The following is a 15,657-nucleotide window of genomic DNA, read 5'->3' as shown; positions in this document are numbered from 1 at the left end:
TCGGCTTCATCCGGATAGAGCAACAGCTGTGTCAAAATGGATACTCATTTTGGCGACAAGGCTGAAACCTGCATGATTACTGGGGTTATAGGGTCAGAAAAAAGACCAATTCGGGTAATTGCTTACGTTACAAAATGGAAACTTGATCAACTCTCTTTGATTAAATCATCAATTCAGCAACAGAGTGTTGAGCAAATGATCAATGTGCCATTTCATCATTCCAGCACACCACACGGTTGCGACCGGTCTGTTTGGCCAGGTACAGCGCCACATCAGCTCGCCCCACCAGTTCATCCTGACCCAGCGAAACATCTGCTTCCAGGCAGGCAAGTCCGATACTGGTGGTGACATCCAGCACTTCATCGTTAATCTGAAATGGCGTATCGGCAATGGCATGACGCAACCGCTGCGCGATTTTTTCCGCATCACTCTTGCTGGTATCCGGCAACAGCACCAGAAACTCTTCACCGCCATAACGACCCAGCTGATCCGACTGGCGCAATTCGCTCTGAAGACGGGATACGAACGTGACCAGTACCTCATCCCCCTTCTGATGACCATAACGGTCGTTGATATGCTTAAAGTAGTCGATATCAAGCATCAATACTGCAAGTGTCCCTGAGCATTGTTCAGCTTCCTGCTTCAGGTAGCCAAGCCGAGCCAAAATCCAGCGCCGGTTGTGCGCCCCCGTGAGTTCGTCATGATGCGCGAGATAACTCAGCGCCTCCTGCGAGCGGCGATGGCGTTTGATCTCCTGTTGCAGATTGGAGGTGCGATCGACAATGATCGATTCCCGTTCGTCACGCTCATGCTGCAGACTGCCCAGCAACCTGCGCAGCCCGATCAGCGCGGCGATACCGGTTACCGATAGCAGCAAAAACGCGATGCCGTGAATCAGAACGCTGTCTCGGCGCAGGTTGGTTGTCAGCCGCTGTGCGTGACTGATCGGGAAAGAGACGCTCAGGCCCCCGCGCATGTCGCCCACCTGATAGCCCATTTTCGCATGGCAGTACATACAGGCCGGTTCGATATGCAGCGGCGCCATGTAGCGGAAGCGATCACCCACTATTTCAACAAAGGATTTGCCGCCGCTCTGCTCCAGGCGTGTCAGCGCACGGGTTTCCCAGTCATCCGGTTTGTTGCCGGGATTCATCAGCTTCAGGCTGGTCAGGTGAATTTCCAGCTCGCCACCCCTGAGTGTCTCCGCAATCTGGCGGGTCATATAGGCGGGGTTGAGTTTGGTCAGTACAACCCCCTCGGGCGAGGTGATGGTTTTTTCAGGCACATCCAGCCAGGGGTTTTCCGGTGTGCGCTCGGTCAGGGGCGCATACACACCGCCATGTTCCGAGTTCCAGTGACGCATCACCTGCACCAGCTGGAACGCGACTTCTCCGCGCTGCATCGCCAGGTCAAACCCGGCGTGCTGCAATGTCTGGTCGTTGTGATAATACAAAAGACCCACCACAAGGGCCCAGAAGGGTACTGGAAACAGCAGCGCCAATGGAGACTGTAACAACCGAATGAGGCGATCTCGCACTGTGTTTTCCTGCCCTGTGATCATCTGATTAACATCAAATGACATTGTAATAAAAAAACTTTTTTGCGACAGTTTTAAGGGCTTGAAATCATCGGCGTGCAGCCGCATATAGGTGTAATTGACGTTACAAAACTTGCAAACCAATCCGACAGACACACCGGGAGTTTAAGATGAGTGCACTTTTCCAGCCCCTGCAGGCCGGCGCGCTGCAGTTGCGCAACCGTATCGTAATGGCTCCGCTGACCCGCTGCCGTGCCGAGGCCGATCGCGTCCCCGGTGAGTTGATGGTGGAGTACTACCGCCAGCGTGCCGCTGCAGGCCTGATTATCTCCGAAGCCACCTCCATCATGCCGATGGCCGTGGGTTACCCGGATACGCCGGGAATCTGGTCCGATGCTCAGGTCGAGGGCTGGAAGAAGATTACCGATGCGGTACATGCCGAGGGCGGTCTGATCGTACTGCAGCTGTGGCATGTGGGCCGCATTTCGCACCCCAGCTACCTCAACGGCGAACTGCCGGTCGCCCCCAGCGCCATCAAGCCGGCTGGGCATGTCAGCCTGATTCGCCCCAAAACCGAATACCCCACTCCGCGTGCGCTTGAGACCGACGAGATTCCGGCCATTGTCGAGGCATACCGCAAGGGCGCCGAAAATGCCAAGGCCGCCGGTTTTGACGGGGTCGAAATTCACGGCGCCAACGGCTATCTGCTGGAACAGTTCCTGCTCGATGGCAGCAACCAGCGCAGCGATCAGTACGGCGGTAGCATTGAGAACCGGGCGCGTTTGATGCTGGAAGTCACCGATGCGGTGATCGGGGTCTGGGGTGCCGACCGCGTGGGCATGCATCTGTCCCCACGTGCCGATTCACACGATGTCAGCGTGACTGATCGAGAAGGCACTTACGGTTACGTGGCCGAGCAACTGGGACAGCGCAAGCTGGCATTCATCTGCACCCGTGAGCATGTTGCCGATGACAGCATAAGTCCGATGCTGAAGCAGCACTTTGGTGGTGTTTATATCGCCAACGAGGCGTTTACCGCCGAATCGGCCGAAGCCTATGTGGCCGAGGGCAAGGCGGATGCAGTGGCCTTTGGCAAACCCTATATTGCCAACCCTGACCTGGCACAGCGCATCGCGGCCGGGGCTGACTGGAACGAGCAGGATGCAAGCACCTTTTATGCTTCCGGTCCTGAGGGTTATACCGACTATCCGTTCATGCCGGGCTGATCCCCGAGGGCGCTTACTCAAAGGCATTAGCTTATAGCATATTAGTATTGTCTACTGATTGCCTTATTCTTTAAGGGCATTAGAATCCGCATTCAGTGTTACTGAATGATTGGATACAACTGATGAACCCTAAAGAAAACCTCAGCGGCTTTGCTCTGCTGGCCGCTGTCCTGCTGTTGGGCAATGCCCTGCTGGATTCAGCCATCTTTTTCCGTCTGCTGGTCGGCCTGGGTCTGGGCTACGCCCTGACCCGCGCTGCGCTCGGTTTTGCCGGCAGCGTCAACCGCGCCTATCGTGCCGGCTCAACCCGCCTGATGCGCGGTTTGATGTTGATGTTTACCGCCACCGCCGTGGCCTCAACCGCCTTTCTGTACAACCAGAACCCACATGATCTGAACCTTTGGGTCAACCCGATCAACCTCGGTTTGGTGGTCGGCGCGCTGATGTTCGGTTTCGGCATGTCGTTCGCGGGCTGCTGTGCTTCGGGTGTACTGACCTACTTCTCCAGTAACCTGGCACGCCCGGCGCTGATTCTGTTCTGCTTCGGTATGGGGGTATTTCTTGGCTTCCCGTTACAGTCACAGGAAAGCTGGATCACAGACACACTGATCTCGACCCCGACCTATGCCGACAAGGGCGTTTACCTGCCTGACCTGTTCCCGAGCGACCCACTGGGTGGTTATTTTGGGGCCATTGTGATTACGGCAGCCCTAGCAGGGTTGGTGAGCTGGCTAGCCCATCGCTACGAACACCACCGTCGTCGCGACAACACCTATATCGGGGTAGATTCAGAACATCAGGTGTTGAACAGCAAGCCCTCCAACCTGGGTGAGCATCCGTTCTTCAGCCGCCACACCTATGAAGCGCTGTTTGTGTCACGCTGGTCGATGACCACCGGCATCGCCATGATTGTGGTGCTGTTTACTCTGCTGATGGGTGTTACCGGTTCAGGCTGGGGAGCATCCACCCCCTTCGGTCTCTGGTTTGGTCGCCTGCTGATTCTGATCGGTATCGACCCGGCAGCCGTGGCAGCCTTCGCCGACCGTCCGATACAGGCCTTTACCATGCCATTCCTGAGCCATCCGGTGAATGTGCAGAACATGGGCATCATGCTGGGTTCGGTAGTGTCTCTGCTGCTGGCTGGGCGCTTCTTCAGCGGTCTGTCACGAATGCGCCTGACGGCGCGTGAAGCGGGCATGTTGGTCATCGCCGGTTTGGCAATGGGCCTGGGTACCCGATTTGCCAATGGCTGTAACGTGGGCGCCCTGTTTACCCCGATCGCCAACTTCTCCCTGTCGGGCTGGATCTTCCTGGTGTTCATGGTGGCCGGTGGAGTGATCGGCAACATGCTGGGACGGCGGATGCAGGCGGCTTAATCGCGGTCTGCTGCAGAGTGGCATGCCTTCTTAAGCCGACAAATGCATCCGTATCTCAAATCATCGAAAAGGATAGTTAGTCGTTATTAATGATCACCTTCATCGCATTTTCACGCGAGGCGTTGCCGAACACTTCATAGGCGCCCATGAAGTCGTCGAAGCTGAAGCGGTGGCTGATTAATCGCTCCGGCTGCAGTTTGCCCGAGGTGACGGTTTTCAACAGCATGGGAGTGGTGTTGGTATTCACCAACCCTGTGGTCAGGGTGATGTTTTTTATCCACAGGTCCTGAATCTGCAGATCCACCTTGGTACCGTGTACGCCCACGTTGGCAATGTGCCCGCCCGGGCGTACCACTTTCTGGCAGATATCAAAGGTGTGCGGAATGCCCACCGCTTCGATCGCCACGTCCACCCCGTCCTTGGTATGCGCCATGATCTGTGCAACCGTATCGCCACTGCCGCTGTTAATAAGGTCAGTGGCGCCAAAGGTTTTGGCCATCTCCAGCCGGCCATCGTCCAGGTCCACCATGATGATCTTGGCGGGGGAATAGAACTGTGCCGTCAGCAATGCGCCCATGCCCACAGGGCCGGCACCCACAATCGCAACCGTGTCGCCGGGTTTGACTGCGCCGTAAAGCACGCCGATCTCGTGACCGGTGGGCAGAATGTCACTGAGCATCACCAACGCTTCTTCATCCGACCCTGCCGGAATCGGGTAGAGGCTGTTGTCCGCATGCGGAATACGCACATACTCGGCCTGAGTGCCGTCAATCAGGTGACCCAGAATCCAGCCGCCATCCTCGCAGTGGGAATACATCTGTTGCTTGCAGTATTCGCACTTGCCGCAGGAGGTGATGCAGGAGATCAGCACCCGATCACCGGGCTTGAAGTTGCTGACCGCATCGCCCACGGATTCGATAATGCCCACGCCCTCATGGCCCAGGATGCGGCCTTCAGTCACAGCGGGAACATCGCCTTTGAGAATATGCAGGTCAGTACCACAAATCGTGGTTTTGACGATTTTAACCACTGCATCAGTGGGTTTCTGTACTTTGGGCATCGGCACCGTATCCAGGGACTTGTTACCCGGCCCGTGATAAACCACTGCTTTCATGCTGTCCTGTGTCATTGCTGTCTCCATTGAGCAAAGATGAAAGATGTCTCGGTCAAATCAGCATAGCGAATATGTGGAAATCTGCCAGCGTCACGGTGTACCTTCACGTCATCGATGCTCCTGTGCATCCATGCACCCGCAGCATACCGTACGCCCTGTACGTAAAAGCCCGCTGCGGAACGAACCGGAGCGGGCTTGATACAGCTAGAGCAGAGGATCAGGTCAAAACGGTCAGGAAACGCTCGTTGAGCTGACGGTCATGGTAGAAGATCGCCTTGCCCAGTTGTTCGGCATCCCAGGTCACCGGTTCGTGGTCCGGGTAATGGTAGTCTCCACCGGCAAATACTTCGTTGCGGTTGCCTGACGGGTCAAAGAAGTAGATGGTCTGGCCATGGGTCAGGCCGTGACGGGTCGGACCAATATCAATGGAAGTATCGGTCATGGAGATCAGATCCGCTGCTTTCAACACATCGTTCCAGGTTTCCAGGAAGAAGGATGCATGGTGCAGCTTGGCAGGTTCGGGATGCTCAATGAACGCTACGTCGTGCGCTTTCATGCTTGCGGTCATGAAGCCGGCCAGCTGTTTGCCTTCAGGATCGACAACCTGTTCGGCCAGGTCCATACCCAGTACATCAGTGAGCAGCTTGACGGTAGCAGGCACGTCCGGCCCGTACAACAGACAGTGGTCAAAGCGAGTCGCTTTCATGCCTTTCAGATCGCGCGGCCAGGCTTCTGGGTTGCGGTTGCCCACGCCCCACTTGCCGGTTTGCTCCTTGGTGGCAAACAGCTCGAAGCGATGCCCAGTCGGCACTGTGAAGGCGATGCGACGGCCGCAGTCCTTCAGGTCACCGGCTGCGATCTCTTCGGTGGCAACACCCGCCGTCTGCAGCTCGGCACTGAGACGATCAATGGTGGCTTCATCAAGACATTTGAAACCGACAAAATCCATCCCTGGTTGATCCGCCTCACGCAGTACCAGAGAGAATTTATCCACTTCGGTCCAACCCTTGAGGTAGACACGACCCTGAGTATCACGATCAACTTCGATCATGCCCATCAGGTCAACGTAGTGCTTCAGAGCTTCATCCATATCCAGAACGCGCAACTGGATATGACCGGGACGTATTACACCTTTTTTCATAGCCGTTTCCTTATAGTTGTTAGCTTGCTCGATCTGCCTTACCACAGCTGGTGGCGACTTCGGGCGGATCAGGTTCGATTGTCAGATTACTGCGGGCATAGACCCTGCAGGCCAGCACAGTGCCCTCGGCTTCCTGTTCGGGGGAAACCCAGGCTCTGCTCATGCGTTTACTGAAATACTCACCCTTTAAAATCCGGATGCGGCATTTGCCACACCCGCCGCCACGACAACCAACCGGTATCAGCGCCTGCCCTGCCCGTTCCATGGCGACCAGCAGGCTCAACTCCGAACTGGCGTTAAAGCTGGTCTCCTCATCCGTCAGCTCGATACGGTGGCGCTGCGGTGTTTCCGGAGTCGATGCGTTATAGTTGTTATTCATATTCAGACCTCACGTGATGTCTGATAATCCCGCCTCGAGGCCGGGGTTTCCACCGCCTCAGATGGAAACATGAAATCCCGAAAGCGGGTGAAACCATCCCTGATTCGGGATCAGATTCGTTTAAACAGCGCTGAACGGGTCTGCTCATCAGCACCGTCTGCAGCCGTTACAAAGCGCTCCATGTGGATGTCCCGCTCGAACAGGCGCCCCTGCATCAGCGCAGTGATGGCAGCATCGATCATTGGCGGCGGCCCGCAAAGGTAAGCCTTGTGACCGCTGAAGCGGTTATCAAACCGGTCGATGGCCGCTTCATGCACAAAACCCTTGAAGCCTTGCCATTGATCCTCGTCAAGAGGTTCATTCAAAGCCGGAATGTAGTGGAAGTTGTCGTGCTCACGGTCGAGCGCTTCGAACATCTCACGGTTGTACAACTCACTGACGTTACGCGCGCCCTGGAACAGATAGATCTGGCGATTGTCGCCCGCTTCCAGCAGATCCAGAATCATCGATTGCGGACTGGAAAGACCGGAACCACCCGCGATAAAGATCACGTCTTGATCATCCGACTTGCGGACAAAGAACTGACCGTAGGGACCGGAAATATCCAGCGTATCACCCACCTGCAGTTGCTCATGCAGCCAGGTGGTGCCGGCGCCACCCTGAACCCGACGAATATGCAGTTCGACATGGCGGTCATCACTGGGCTTGTTGGCAATCGAAAAGGCTCGCGTACCTTCAACGCCCGGAATTTTCAGGTTAATGTACTGCCCCGCCTGAAATTCCATCGCACTGTCCAGTTCAAAGGTGATGCCCTTGATGGTGGGCGACAGATCGACGATGTCGGTGACGGTGCCGACGTAGTCCTGTACCGGGTAGCCCAGAAAATCGGGGTCGACGTCGATGTCGGCTTCGATCACCAGATCACTCTCTGGTGTGGCACAGCAAACCAGAATCTTGCCCTCTTCACGCTCCATATCCATCAGCGCGAAGGGTGAGGCGTTGCCCAGATCGGCATCACCTTCAAGTACCTGCACCTTGCAGGTGGCACAGGTTCCATGACCACAGGCAAACGGCAGCCAGACCCCCTGACGCAGGGCGGCATCCAGAATGGTCTGCCCCTCGTCGACTTCGATCACATCACCGGTCGGTTCGACCCTGACTTCATAACTCATAACGCTCTCCTCAAACGCCCGCGCCCTTGTAACCCTTGAGATCAGGGGTTTGGAAGCGCAACAGGGACTTGTGGCCAATACCCTGATCCTTGAGGGACACATCCAGCTGCGGCTCAAACGGCTGGCCGTCCAGAAGCCAGGTTGCTTTGGACCAGTCGATTTTGGACCACTCGGGGTGCAGTGAAAAACCCTCAGGCATTACCTCATCACGCAGCGCACGGAACGGCGTTTCTGGCGGCAGCGGGTACGCAAAGGCGGCACAGAACATCAGATGATGGTCCCAGCCTACATAGACGATCTGATTGCCGTGGAAGTTTTCAACACGGTCTTTAACATCACCCTTATAATCGGGTGTGATGGCATGTACTGGCATTATTGTTATCCTCAAACTCGTGTAGATACACCGACTTGAGAAGCGGCTGCGTGTGCAGCGCGCCTCTTAGTGACCTCAGGCAACGCCCTTCCACTTCTTCCAGCGCTCTTCGTCCGGAGAGCCCTTGATGTCCATGTTGTCGACGCCGACGTTCATCTGGTAGTAGTCACGCAGGACGTCTTCAACACCCGGACCACCACAGTTGCCCTGGAAGATCTGGTGCACCGGCAGCCACGACTGCACAAACTTCTCCGGTTCATCATCGAAAATGTCCTTACAGCCATCGGAACAGAAGTGATAGCGGTCGCCGTTGTAGACAGAATCCCGGTAGGAGATCTGAGTCGGGTTATCCATTTCAGTAAACAGCATCGGGACCTGACAGGTAGTACATAGCTGAGGCAGCGCCTTGGTATAGAAACGCTCACCGCGGGCTTCCATCTCTTTCGCCAGCTCCCAGCGCGGACGGTAGTATTTGTCGAACGTATCGGGGTACTTCTCGCTCAACCAGTCCAGCTCTTCATCGGTCGGGATCCAGGTGTGGAAGCCGGCCGCATGACCATGGGTATAGAAGGTCCACCAAGCCTGATGAGAAATGTGCTCTTTTTCCTTCTCGATGATGTCGGCGTACTTCGGCATGCGAATGCCGTAGCGGGCCAGATCCTTGAACAGGGCGCCGCCAGCTTCCTCAAAGTACACTTCCCAGGCTTCCTTCCAGCTCATCACCTTATTGGGCAGCATGTAGTCCATCATCATCGCCACGATGGTGAGCAGACGGGTGCCACGCCAGAACCACTTGTCGATCCATTTCTGTACGATCGGCACGTTGTCTTCATGCTGCTCCAGCAGGAACTTGATCACCTCCAGCCCAAGGGTCATGTGGCGCGCTTCGTCGGACTGGGCCGAGAAGCCGAAGGTTACGGTGGCCATATCGCCGTTGTAGGCTGCGCCGGACATGAAGGGTACAAACAGCAGGTTGGTCAGCACGTATTCGAAGCTGAAGCCGATTGCCACCATGAACTCGAACGGACCCGCTGCACGCGCATCGCTGAAGAACGATTTGGGTACAGACAGGTACCACACGCGGTCGTGCATGTGCGACCAGTCCTGCAGGCCGTCGAAGAACTTGTTGTAATGGCTCATGGCATGAACCTGCGTCTGCACGTGGCGCAGTTCATCAATGGACTGCATCTGGCAGGCCACTCGAGCGCCAACACCGCCGAATTGACGACCCGTGTGGGCGAAGCCCTGGAATGCCTGATACTCCAGCGGCGATACCCCGGTGAGGAAGATCTTCAGTGCGTTGACGTAGCGTGGATCAGAAATGTTCAGCTGACCATTGTTCTGAGAAAAGGCATCGAATATGGCGTACAGCTTCTTCTCTTTTTCGGCCTGATACTTCCAGTAGGCGTCCATGGTCAGACGGAAGGGGTCTTCCCATTTTGACCAGTCGGTAATCTTGATCCCTTCAAACTCTTCGAACGGGAATGCCTTCTTGCGATCCTGATAGGAAAACTCCCAATCCAGGTCACGGGTCAGCAGGCGGTATTTGTCTTTAATGTTGAGCTTTTTGGCTGCCATTGGGGTTACCTTCTTGTTATGAGTTCCAGGTCAGGGTGATCTGATCGTCATCTTCATCGACGTTGCCACCGATCGTGATCAGGCTGAGGTGCAACTCCTGCACATCCCAGTCACGTCCCATTTTTTCTTCTACAGTCTCTTTCTTCACCGCGAGAAAGTTCTCGGCTTCGATGCGGATCATGGCCGGCATGTGGATAACGGTTGCTTCAGGGTTATCCTGTTCAATTGCTTCGACGATGTAGCGCGACTCATCGTTATCCTGCAGTGCGATATATACTTTGGACATGAGGCTTTTCCTTGTTGTTATTTGATGCCGGCCTTAGCGACCCGCTTATCCAGTTCTGCCAGCGACTGCGCCAGCGCTTCGTCATTCAGCATTGCCGGTGCCAGCGGAGCCAGGGCTTCTGCTGCCTTGCCACGCCATTTTTCGATCCACTGTTTCAAAAGTGCCTTGTTCTCTTCAGATTCGTTTGCGGTTTCCTTGATGACTGCATCTACCCAGCGTGAAGAGTCCTTGTACCAGAGCTGCATAAACTCGGTCAGCATGGCTACATCCTGGGCACCACTGTCAGCCAGGTACTGGTCAAACTGGCCATATACCAGGTCATATACCAGGGTATCGACCACCAGGTCCTGCGCTACGAATACTTCGAACCAGTCCTCAGTCACCAGCATCTCTTCACAGAGTGCACGGAGTCCCTGCCAAATATCGGCTTCCATCCACTGCCGCTTGGCCTCTTCCAGCGCCTCCCCCGTGTTGCCATCCAGAATCAGGCCAATGCGCGACAGGTACTGCGCGATACCCAGGCGATCCATACCATCAAACAGCAGCGCCTGGGTCACGGCCGTACCATAGCCGTAGGCGGCTCCGTACATGTTGTTCAGATTCGCGGTATGCTCCATATGACGCAGCGGCACGAGGAAGCGAATCACTTCAGCCTGCTGAGCGTCACTCAGGTGCCGAGCCAGATCACGCTTTTCAAAAAACGCATAGTTGCTCTCGGCGTTCTCCTGCATTTTGGCACGCTGTTGGACGTAGGTGCCGTAATAGAACTGGCGCGGGTCTTTCAGCGCGTACCAGTCCGCCATCTCGATGGCAGTACGGCGCGTATCGTTCAGTTCCAGATCCGGCTGCCACAAGGGGCGGTAGTGAAAATTCGTTTCGGACTGAAGGTCGTAAGTGGCTTCCTGATAGCGGGTAGCCGGCTTGTCGCCGAAACGACGCGCGACATTCGCATAGGTATTGCGCACCGGTTCCAGCGTGGCTGTTTTAATTTCGATGGTCATGGACTCTTCCCAGCTGCAGTTGTTGTTATTCGGAATCACGATCATGGTTGTGAGACATGAGCGTATCTTCGCCGTAGCGCCATTTTTCCATTTCGGAATCGACTTCACGGATCTGATCTTCGGTCATGTGCACCACATCGTTGGCGGCACAGAATTCATCAAAGGCGCCTTTTGGCATCACCAGCTCCACAAACAGTGAAGGATCACCAATGGCAAAATCGAACTCGACAAAACGCGATCCAGGCTCACTGCGTACCCGGATGTATTTGGTCAAACGATCAAAAGCCGAGCGTTTGGGCAGGTCATCGTTGCGTGAGTGCAGTGTGAGTTTTGTCATTGTTATCCTCTGCTCTTCGGCGGATGCATTCATCAATGCATGAGAGCAACTGCTGTGCCAGATTGGCGAAACAGCATCAAAACAGACACAAGACAAAAGCCAAGCAATTGATTTAAAAGAAATAATTAAAAGCCAGATCATGTTGCTATTCACGCAACAAAGCGTTGCGCACATAGCACCCAGGCACTGATGAAATAATCATTTCATGAAAAATCAGGCTTTTTTTTGATGAAATGGTCACTTTCAGTTGTATTGAGACCAACCACCCTCATACTACTTTAGTATTAGTTTCTATGGTTTCGCTTCCAAATCATCATCAAATATCTCAACAATGAAATAAGGGCTACGGGCCTGCTCACTGAACATCGCTCACACAAAGCCGGTATAAAAACAATTATGGCCACCACACAAGAACTGGAGTTTCCGGGCAGCGGAGACTTGCTCTCACAAATTCGTTTTGAAAGTGACAAGGGCAAAATCTGGCTCAACGAACAGCGCATGCTGATGATTCATTCCAGCGTTATGGGCCTGTTGCGCAAGGAGCTGATTGAAACCCTGGGTATCAACCGTGCCAAGGGATTCCTGATGCGGTTTGGATACCACTCCGGGTGGAAAGACGCCGAGTTGGTCGCCAAGGTCAGACCGGATATGTCAAAGGAAGATGCTTTCTTTGTCGGACCTCAGCTGCACTGCATCAAAGGCATGGTCAACGTAAAACCCGTTTCACTGAATATCGACCTTGATAATGACGTTTTTCAGGGAGAATTCGACTGGTTCGATTCATATGAGGCCGATGTGCACCTGCACGACTTTGGCCCTTCGGAAGACCCCATTTGCTGGACCCTCATTGGTTACGCCAGCGGCTACACCACCTATTTCATGGGACAGCCGGTCATCTTCAAGGAAACGCAATGTGTCGGTATGGGACATGAGCATTGCCATATCGTCGGCAAACCGGCCGAGGAGTGGGATGACCAGGCCGAACTGGAACGCTATCTGTTGCCGGATCCCATTGCGGAAGAGCTGTTCTCGCTGCAGAGCCAGCTGAGCGATCTGCGCGACAACTTCCGAAACTCTGACCAGAGTGAAGACCTGCTGTTCAACTCGGTGGGGCGGTCGGGTGCCTTCAAGCATGTCTGTCAGCTGATCCGTCGCGCGTCATCCAGTCGTGTCACGGTATTGCTGCAGGGCGAAACCGGCGTCGGCAAGGAGATCGTCGCCCGCGGCCTGCACCTCAGCTCAGACCGCGCCGACAAGGCGTTCGTGGCGGTCAACTGTGCCTGTATTCCTCCGGACCTGATTGAAGCCGAGCTGTTCGGGGTTGAGAAGGGAGCCTTTACCGGTGCGGTTCAGTCCCGCGAAGGCAAATTCGAGCGCGCTCACGGCGGCACAATCTTCCTGGATGAAGTGATCGAGCTATCACCGCGCGCCCAGGCCAGTCTGTTACGCGTGCTGCAGGAAAGCGAAATGGAGCGGGTGGGCGATACCCGTACCCGCCGCATCGATGTGCGTGTGGTGGCTGCTGCCAACGAAGATCTTGAAGAGGCGGTTCGCAACGGCAAATTCCGCCCTGACCTGTTCTATCGACTCAATGTGTATCCGGTGCATATTCCACCATTGCGAGACCGCACAGAGGATATTCCGCTGTTGATTGAGCATTTTCTCGAGAAGTATCACACCCTGTACAACAAGCGCACGCTGGGTGTATCCGATCTGGCAATGCAGGCCCTGATGAACTACAAGTGGCCCGGTAATATCCGCGAGCTGGAAAACATGATCGAACGCGGTGTAATTCTGACCGATAACAATCACACTATCGATCTGGATGCGTTTTTCCCCTCATTATCGGAGCCGACTCATCCGCTTAACAGTATCAAGCGCAATGGAACCCTGGGGGCCGAGCGCCTGCCGCTGGACCGCCAGCCACTGCAATCAGACAGCGGCATGCTGCCGCAGGACCTGCTGTGTGATCAATTATTGAGCGAAGAGTTCAGCCTTGAAGCAATGGAAGAGCAACTGATCCGAACCGCGATGGACCGCGTTGAGGGCAACGTTTCAAAGGCGGCTCGTCTGCTGGGGATGACTCGGCCGCAGCTGGCCTATCGATTGAAAAAACTGGACAGTGATTGAACACTGACCCCGGTCCGGCAGGGATGCTATGATCGCCGGTTTTCAGCCTGCATGATGAAACTACCGTGAACCTGATTCTGCTGTATACCTCAGACTTTATCGGCCCGCACCGAGTCCGCCTCGACGGCCGCCGCTTGCGCCACTTGCAGGAGGTTCACCGTGGACAGGTTGGTGAACATTTCCGGGTGGGAGTTCTCAATGGCTTGATCGGGCAGGGAACACTGATTCACCTGGATCAGCACAGTGCGGAACTTGAGGTGAGACTGAATCAGGCTCCGCCTCCTGTACTGCCTCTGCGACTTGTAATGGCCCTGCCAAGACCGAAAATGCTCAAGCGCTGCATCGAGACGATCGCTACTTTGGGGGTCAAGGAGCTGTGGCTGATCAACTCCTACCGTGTCGATAAAAGCTACTGGTCCACCCCCCTGCTGCACCCCGAACGCCTGCATGAACACCTGCTGCTGGGGCTGGAGCAGTCCGGTGACACCCGCCTGCCCCGGGTGGAGGTTCGCAAGCGGTTCAAACCCTTTGTGGAAGATGAATTGCCCACACTGGCCCACAATACCCGCGCACTGGTGGCTCACCCCTACAACGCGGCACCTTGCCCGGCTCCGATGGATACACCAACCACTCTGGCTATTGGTCCTGAAGGCGGATTTATCGCTTATGAGGTGGAAAAGCTGGAGCAGGCTGGCCTGCAAGCCATTCATCTGGGGCCACGCATTTTACGGGTTGAAACCGCTGTCCCCGTTCTACTGTCGCGTCTGTTTCCGCTGCCGGTATGATCTGCCTCAATATATGCTCTCCCTTTACATCTATATACTATTTTAATCTCTAGCGGAAACAAGAATCAGATGCACTAGCATTGACTTGAACGCAAACAGTGATAATAATTCGCATTAAGTTTTTGATATTCGGACTACATGGCTCACGCCACAACCGATGGAGATGTACATGAACGCGAAACACGCCCTTCTTGCTGGTCTGGCCTTTTCTACCTTTGGCGCCGTTGCGCAGGCAGCCGATGAGGTCAACATCTACTCCTATCGGCAAGAGTTCCTGATCAAGCCTCTGCTGGAGGCGTTCACCGCCGAAACCGGCATCAAGGCCAATGTCATCTTCTCCAAAAGCGGCCTGCTGGAACGACTGGAGCACGAGGGTGCCAACTCTCCAGCCGATGTCATTCTGACCTCGGATGTCGGCCCACTGCACGATGCGGTCGAGCGTCAACTGGTTGCGCCGATCAATAGCAGCACCGTAGAAGAAAACGTACCGGCTCAGTACCGCTCGAAGGATGACCTTTGGGTTGGTCTGACGGCACGCTCTCGTATCATCTACACATCAAAGGATCGTGTGGAGCCGGGTGAGATCCAGACCTATGAAGACCTGGCCGATCCGAAATGGAAAGGCCGTGTCTGCACCCGCAGTGGCAAACACTCCTACAACCTGTCCCTGATCGGATCAATCATTGAACATAAGGGCGAAGAGCAGGCCGAGCAGTGGCTCAGCGCCGTGAAGGATAATCTGGCACGCCGCCCACAGGGTAATGACCGCGGCCAGGTCAAGGCGGTTATGGAAGGACAGTGCGATGTTGCGCTGGGCAATACCTACTACTATGGCAAGATGCTGACCAACCAGGAAGAGCCGGAGCAGATCGAGTGGGCCAAATCGGTCAATCTGCTGTTCCCGAACCAGGATGGTCGCGGTGCGCACATGAGCATCTCTGGTGCGGCACTGGCCAAGCATGCGCCCAACCCTGAAGCTGCCATCAAGCTGATCGAGTTCCTGACCAGCGAGCAGGCCCAGAAAATGTACGCGGAAGTAAACTACGAGTTCCCGGTGCGTCCCGGCATCGAGTGGTCTGCCCTGCTCAAGGAGCACATGGGTGAATTCAAGGCTGATGACATCAACCTGGGTGATGTAGTCAAACACCGCGCAACAGCATCACGACTGGTTGACAAGGTCGGCTTTGACAACTGATTCGCGCCTGACAATCGACAGCTGCGA

15 protein-coding genes are annotated in these 15,657 nt (G+C 55.2%); 5 read left to right on the top strand and 10 right to left on the bottom strand.

Annotated features, from left to right (window positions below; all coding sequences use genetic code 11):
* Nucleotides 1-199 precede the first annotated feature (199 nt).
* Nucleotides 200-1,537, bottom strand: coding sequence for a diguanylate cyclase (locus ABIE61_RS03840; RefSeq protein WP_354406873.1), 1,338 nt, complete (start codon nucleotides 1,535-1,537; stop codon nucleotides 200-202).
* Between the two features lie 170 nt (nucleotides 1,538-1,707).
* Here ABIE61_RS03840 and ABIE61_RS03835 point away from each other — a divergent pair, with 170 nt between their 5' ends.
* Nucleotides 1,708-2,763, top strand: a complete 1,056-nt coding sequence (locus ABIE61_RS03835) for an alkene reductase (RefSeq protein WP_354406870.1) — start codon at nucleotides 1,708-1,710, stop codon at nucleotides 2,761-2,763.
* A 122-nt stretch (nucleotides 2,764-2,885) separates the two neighbouring features.
* Nucleotides 2,886-4,139, top strand: coding sequence for a YeeE/YedE family protein (locus tag ABIE61_RS03830; protein ID WP_354406868.1), 1,254 nt, complete (start codon nucleotides 2,886-2,888; stop codon nucleotides 4,137-4,139).
* 76 nt (nucleotides 4,140-4,215) lie between these two features.
* Here ABIE61_RS03830 and ABIE61_RS03825 read toward each other — a convergent pair whose 3' ends face one another.
* From ABIE61_RS03825 to ABIE61_RS03785, 9 genes are all read right to left on the bottom strand, one after another.
* Nucleotides 4,216-5,268 carry a zinc-dependent alcohol dehydrogenase family protein gene (locus ABIE61_RS03825; RefSeq protein ID WP_354406865.1) on the bottom strand — a complete coding sequence of 351 codons (1,053 nt, stop codon included), beginning with the start codon at nucleotides 5,266-5,268 and terminating at the stop codon, nucleotides 4,216-4,218.
* Nucleotides 5,269-5,470: 202 nt separating this feature from the next.
* On the bottom strand, nucleotides 5,471-6,394 hold the full coding sequence (locus ABIE61_RS03820; RefSeq protein ID WP_354406862.1) for a catechol 2,3-dioxygenase: 924 nt from the start codon (nucleotides 6,392-6,394) through the stop codon (nucleotides 5,471-5,473).
* 19 nt (nucleotides 6,395-6,413) lie between these two features.
* On the bottom strand, nucleotides 6,414-6,773 hold the full coding sequence (locus ABIE61_RS03815; protein WP_091824646.1) for a 2Fe-2S iron-sulfur cluster binding domain-containing protein: 360 nt from the start codon (nucleotides 6,771-6,773) through the stop codon (nucleotides 6,414-6,416).
* Between the two features lie 110 nt (nucleotides 6,774-6,883).
* Entirely contained in the window at nucleotides 6,884-7,945 is a 1,062-nt protein-coding gene (locus ABIE61_RS03810; protein ID WP_206835477.1) for an NADH:ubiquinone reductase (Na(+)-transporting) subunit F, read from the bottom strand.
* Between the two features lie 10 nt (nucleotides 7,946-7,955).
* The gene (locus ABIE61_RS03805; RefSeq protein WP_206835480.1) at nucleotides 7,956-8,318 is read right to left on the bottom strand and encodes a phenol hydroxylase subunit P4; all 363 of its coding nucleotides are present in this window, start codon (nucleotides 8,316-8,318) and stop codon (nucleotides 7,956-7,958) included.
* A 75-nt stretch (nucleotides 8,319-8,393) separates the two neighbouring features.
* Complete coding sequence (locus ABIE61_RS03800; protein ID WP_354406859.1) at nucleotides 8,394-9,896, bottom strand: aromatic/alkene/methane monooxygenase hydroxylase/oxygenase subunit alpha; 1,503 nt, start codon at nucleotides 9,894-9,896, stop codon at nucleotides 8,394-8,396.
* A gap of 16 nt (nucleotides 9,897-9,912) precedes the next feature.
* The gene (locus tag ABIE61_RS03795) at nucleotides 9,913-10,182 is read right to left on the bottom strand and encodes an MmoB/DmpM family protein (protein WP_354406857.1); all 270 of its coding nucleotides are present in this window, start codon (nucleotides 10,180-10,182) and stop codon (nucleotides 9,913-9,915) included.
* A 17-nt stretch (nucleotides 10,183-10,199) separates the two neighbouring features.
* Nucleotides 10,200-11,183: an aromatic/alkene monooxygenase hydroxylase subunit beta gene (locus tag ABIE61_RS03790; RefSeq protein WP_354406854.1), complete on the bottom strand. Its 984-nt coding sequence runs from the start codon at nucleotides 11,181-11,183 to the stop codon at nucleotides 10,200-10,202.
* A 25-nt stretch (nucleotides 11,184-11,208) separates the two neighbouring features.
* The gene (locus ABIE61_RS03785; RefSeq protein WP_354406852.1) at nucleotides 11,209-11,520 is read right to left on the bottom strand and encodes a phenol hydroxylase subunit; all 312 of its coding nucleotides are present in this window, start codon (nucleotides 11,518-11,520) and stop codon (nucleotides 11,209-11,211) included.
* A gap of 396 nt (nucleotides 11,521-11,916) precedes the next feature.
* On the opposite strand from ABIE61_RS03785, the gene ABIE61_RS03780 reads away from it, so the two are divergent.
* From ABIE61_RS03780 to ABIE61_RS03770, 3 genes are all read left to right on the top strand, one after another.
* Nucleotides 11,917-13,650, top strand: a complete 1,734-nt coding sequence (locus tag ABIE61_RS03780) for a sigma 54-interacting transcriptional regulator (RefSeq protein WP_354406849.1) — start codon at nucleotides 11,917-11,919, stop codon at nucleotides 13,648-13,650.
* 65 nt (nucleotides 13,651-13,715) lie between these two features.
* Nucleotides 13,716-14,435 carry a 16S rRNA (uracil(1498)-N(3))-methyltransferase gene (locus ABIE61_RS03775; protein ID WP_091824624.1) on the top strand — a complete coding sequence of 240 codons (720 nt, stop codon included), beginning with the start codon at nucleotides 13,716-13,718 and terminating at the stop codon, nucleotides 14,433-14,435.
* A 169-nt stretch (nucleotides 14,436-14,604) separates the two neighbouring features.
* Nucleotides 14,605-15,630, top strand: coding sequence for a Fe(3+) ABC transporter substrate-binding protein (locus ABIE61_RS03770; RefSeq protein ID WP_091824621.1), 1,026 nt, complete (start codon nucleotides 14,605-14,607; stop codon nucleotides 15,628-15,630).
* Nucleotides 15,631-15,657: the final 27 nt, after the last annotated feature.

The organism is Marinobacterium sp. MBR-111 (genome assembly GCF_040547585.1).
GTDB lineage: Bacteria > Pseudomonadota > Gammaproteobacteria > Pseudomonadales > Balneatricaceae > Marinobacterium > Marinobacterium iners.
Note: the sequence above shows the minus strand (reverse complement) of the source record. Positions and strands in the feature narration are given on the sequence as shown.

Excerpts from the sequence above, each read along its gene's own strand:
- ABIE61_RS03810 (WP_206835477.1), bottom strand. The coding sequence starts at position 7,945 with ATGAGTTATGAAGTCAGGGTCGAACCGACCGGTGATGTGATCGAAGTC.
- ABIE61_RS03795 (WP_354406857.1), bottom strand. The coding sequence starts at position 10,182 with ATGTCCAAAGTATATATCGCACTGCAGGATAACGATGAGTCGCGCTAC.
- ABIE61_RS03830 (WP_354406868.1), top strand. The coding sequence starts at position 2,886 with ATGAACCCTAAAGAAAACCTCAGCGGCTTTGCTCTGCTGGCCGCTGTC.
- ABIE61_RS03790 (WP_354406854.1), bottom strand. The coding sequence starts at position 11,183 with ATGACCATCGAAATTAAAACAGCCACGCTGGAACCGGTGCGCAATACC.
- ABIE61_RS03785 (WP_354406852.1), bottom strand. The coding sequence starts at position 11,520 with ATGACAAAACTCACACTGCACTCACGCAACGATGACCTGCCCAAACGC.
- ABIE61_RS03815 (WP_091824646.1), bottom strand. The coding sequence starts at position 6,773 with ATGAATAACAACTATAACGCATCGACTCCGGAAACACCGCAGCGCCAC.
- ABIE61_RS03820 (WP_354406862.1), bottom strand. The coding sequence starts at position 6,394 with ATGAAAAAAGGTGTAATACGTCCCGGTCATATCCAGTTGCGCGTTCTG.
- ABIE61_RS03780 (WP_354406849.1), top strand. The coding sequence starts at position 11,917 with ATGGCCACCACACAAGAACTGGAGTTTCCGGGCAGCGGAGACTTGCTC.
- ABIE61_RS03770 (WP_091824621.1), top strand. The coding sequence starts at position 14,605 with ATGAACGCGAAACACGCCCTTCTTGCTGGTCTGGCCTTTTCTACCTTT.
- ABIE61_RS03800 (WP_354406859.1), bottom strand. The coding sequence starts at position 9,896 with ATGGCAGCCAAAAAGCTCAACATTAAAGACAAATACCGCCTGCTGACC.
- ABIE61_RS03835 (WP_354406870.1), top strand. The coding sequence starts at position 1,708 with ATGAGTGCACTTTTCCAGCCCCTGCAGGCCGGCGCGCTGCAGTTGCGC.
- ABIE61_RS03825 (WP_354406865.1), bottom strand. The coding sequence starts at position 5,268 with ATGACACAGGACAGCATGAAAGCAGTGGTTTATCACGGGCCGGGTAAC.
- ABIE61_RS03805 (WP_206835480.1), bottom strand. The coding sequence starts at position 8,318 with ATGCCAGTACATGCCATCACACCCGATTATAAGGGTGATGTTAAAGAC.